Below are 2,420 nucleotides of genomic sequence, written 5' to 3'. Positions count from 1 at the left end.
ATTCTCCAGCGCCTCGGCGAGGGCTGCGACACCGGCCTGTTCTGTCGCCACCGTCCTCAGCGCCGAAGCGATCGAGGCTTGCCTGTCCAAAGGCTTCTTATCCAGGGATCCCGCATGCATGGCTGATGCGATTAGCGCTTTGCCGGCGCGCTGTCCAACGGAAATGGCCCCAGGCATATCGCCCGAACGTGTGCGGTGGTTCAGACGACGGCAGGCGAGAAAACGCACGCGGTATGAATCCCTTTGGAAATCAGCGCTTCAGGCAGCTGACGGGCCGCTGCCTCAACCCTCCGTTAACCATCCCCATTTACGGTTCGGTAAGTATGGCGCGCGTGCGCCGCGCAAGCAGTGGTGGCGATGTCCGGGGTCCAGCCAGAAAATTCGACGGGACGTGGGGGCAAGGCGGTCTGCGCCTTGCTGCTGGCAACCAGCATGTTTGCCTTGCTGCGCCCAACGGCGCTCCATGCCCAGGAAACCGAACTGCGCGGCGAAGTTTCGGAATCGGCGATCCTGTCCGACCAGCAGCGCAAGGCGAGACAGCTGGCCTTGGCAGCGCAGGGTCAACAGCCGGCCAACGCCGCGCAGGACAACGCGCCGGCCCGCACCTATCTGCCGGCCAGCGCCGGTGCCGTGCCTGACGACGCTGACACTGGCGACGCCACCGCGACCGGCAGCCTCTTTGACCCGCCGGCAGCCACTGACGACACGTCCGTCGACACTGCGGCGCCGCCCAAGCCGCGCCGCCGCTCATCGGCCGCCAGGCAGAATGCGGCTGACCAAGCCAAGGACAAGGCTGCCGACAAGTCGAAAAAGAAGAAGAAATCGACGGCCGACACCTCCGACATCACCGCTTCCACGACCGCCTCCACGCCGGACGCCACCGATGCCGCAGAGACCGATGCGGACACGGCCAACCGCCGCGCACTCACCATCGACAGCGCCGACAGGCAGAAGCTCGACCCAGGAGCGGAGCGTACGGACGCCATCGAAGGCCAGAAGAAGAAGCTGGAGGATGATCCGTTTGCCGCCACCGGCGTCAAATGGGGCTCCTTCGTCATCCGGCCGACGATCGAACAGGGCCTGACCGCCACCTCGAACGGCGATTCGAGCAGTGCAGGCAAGTCGGCGCTGCTGTCCGAGACGGCGCTGCGCTTTTCCGCCGCCTCCGACTGGCGCGAGAACTCCGCTACGATCGACGGCTATGGCCTTTTTCGCGAGACCGTCTCGGGTTACCCGGTTCACGACGAGCAAGGCCGCATCGAAGGCCAGCTCAATGTCGACCTCGACAATGGTTTGCGCGCCATCGCCAAGCTCGGCTACGAGGCCGTGCCGGAATCGGCATCATCGCCGGACGCCATTGCCGGCGTCAGCAAGCAGCCGCTGCGGCAGACCATCGATGGCAGCCTGGCCGTCGAAAAGCATCTCGGCAAGATGCAGTACACCTTGACCGGCGCGGTCTCGCACGACTTCTACGGCGACGCCAAGCTATCGGACGGCACCTCGCTGTCGCAGAAGGATCAGGACTCGACGCTCTACACGGCGACGTTGCGCACCGGCTACGAGATCTCCCCTGCCCTGACCCCCTTCACCGAAATCGAGGTCGGCCGCCGGACCTATGATCAACGCATCGACAATGAAGGCTTCGAGCGCTCGTCGACGCGACTCGGCGCCCGCGCCGGCCTTGCACTCGACATGGGTGAGAAGCTGTCGGGCGAATTCTCGGCCGGCTGGCTCAGGGAAGCGATCGACGACAAAAACCTCGATGCGATCTCGGGTGCCACCGTCAACGCCGACCTCAAATGGTCACCCGAGCGCGGCACCATAATCGGCCTGACCGGGCGGACCACCGTCGAGCCCACGACCACATCGGGCGAGAGCGGCGACATCCTCTATTCCGGTCGCCTGACAGGCGAACGCCAGATTCGCGCCAACCTCACCGCCAACGCGGCTCTGGGTCTCGACTGGCGTGATTACATCGGCATCGACGGCCATGACAGGGTGTTGAGCGCCGAGGCCGGCCTGACCTGGTGGCTGAACCGCTACGCCGGCCTGACCACAAGAGTGAGGAGCGAGAAACTGACCAGCAACCTGCCGGGCCGGGACTACACCGCCAACAGCATCTTCCTCGGCGTCAAGGTGCAGCGCTGAACGGCCGCACCAACGACATCCGGCCGCTCGCTAGGATGTTTAAAACGCAGCACCACGGCGCTCTGACGGCTTCAGCTCGTCGAGAAGCGTGCGGATGACGCCCGCCATGTTCTCGTTCATGTCGCTGCGCCACAGCGCGAAGGCGACATTGGCCTCGACAAAACCCTCCGGCGATCCGCAGTCGAACGTGCGGCCTCGATAGTGGTAGCCGTAGAAAGGCTGCTGCTTTTCCAGCTTCAGCATGGCGTCGGTGAGCTGGATCTCGTATGCCG

Annotated in this window: 1 protein-coding gene and 2 pseudogenes; 1 reads left to right on the top strand and 2 read right to left on the bottom strand. The window is 64.8% G+C overall.

Features of this window, described 5'->3' with window-relative positions:
- A pseudogene (locus tag EN994_RS36420) lies at positions 1-120 on the bottom strand (KpsF/GutQ family sugar-phosphate isomerase); the annotation flags it as partial.
- A 237-nt stretch (positions 121-357) separates the two neighbouring features.
- Here EN994_RS36420 and EN994_RS27265 point away from each other — a divergent pair.
- Positions 358-2,148 carry an outer membrane beta-barrel protein gene (locus tag EN994_RS27265; protein WP_063168948.1) on the top strand — a complete coding sequence of 597 codons (1,791 nt, stop codon included), beginning with the start codon at positions 358-360 and terminating at the stop codon, positions 2,146-2,148.
- Between the two features lie 39 nt (positions 2,149-2,187).
- Here the strand turns inward: EN994_RS27265 and EN994_RS27260 are convergent.
- A pseudogene (locus EN994_RS27260) lies at positions 2,188-2,420 on the bottom strand (UTP--glucose-1-phosphate uridylyltransferase); the annotation flags it as partial.

Origin of the sequence: Mesorhizobium sp. M7A.F.Ca.CA.002.09.1.1 (assembly GCF_003998555.1) — a bacterium.
Classification (GTDB): Bacteria; Pseudomonadota; Alphaproteobacteria; order Rhizobiales; family Rhizobiaceae; genus Mesorhizobium; species Mesorhizobium ciceri.
This window is presented reverse-complemented; position numbering and strand designations above follow the sequence as displayed.

What these genes read in the sequence shown, in the direction of transcription:
- EN994_RS27265 (WP_063168948.1), top strand. Translation starts at nt 358, where the DNA reads ATGTCCGGGGTCCAGCCAGAAAATTCGACGGGACGTGGGGGCAAGGCG.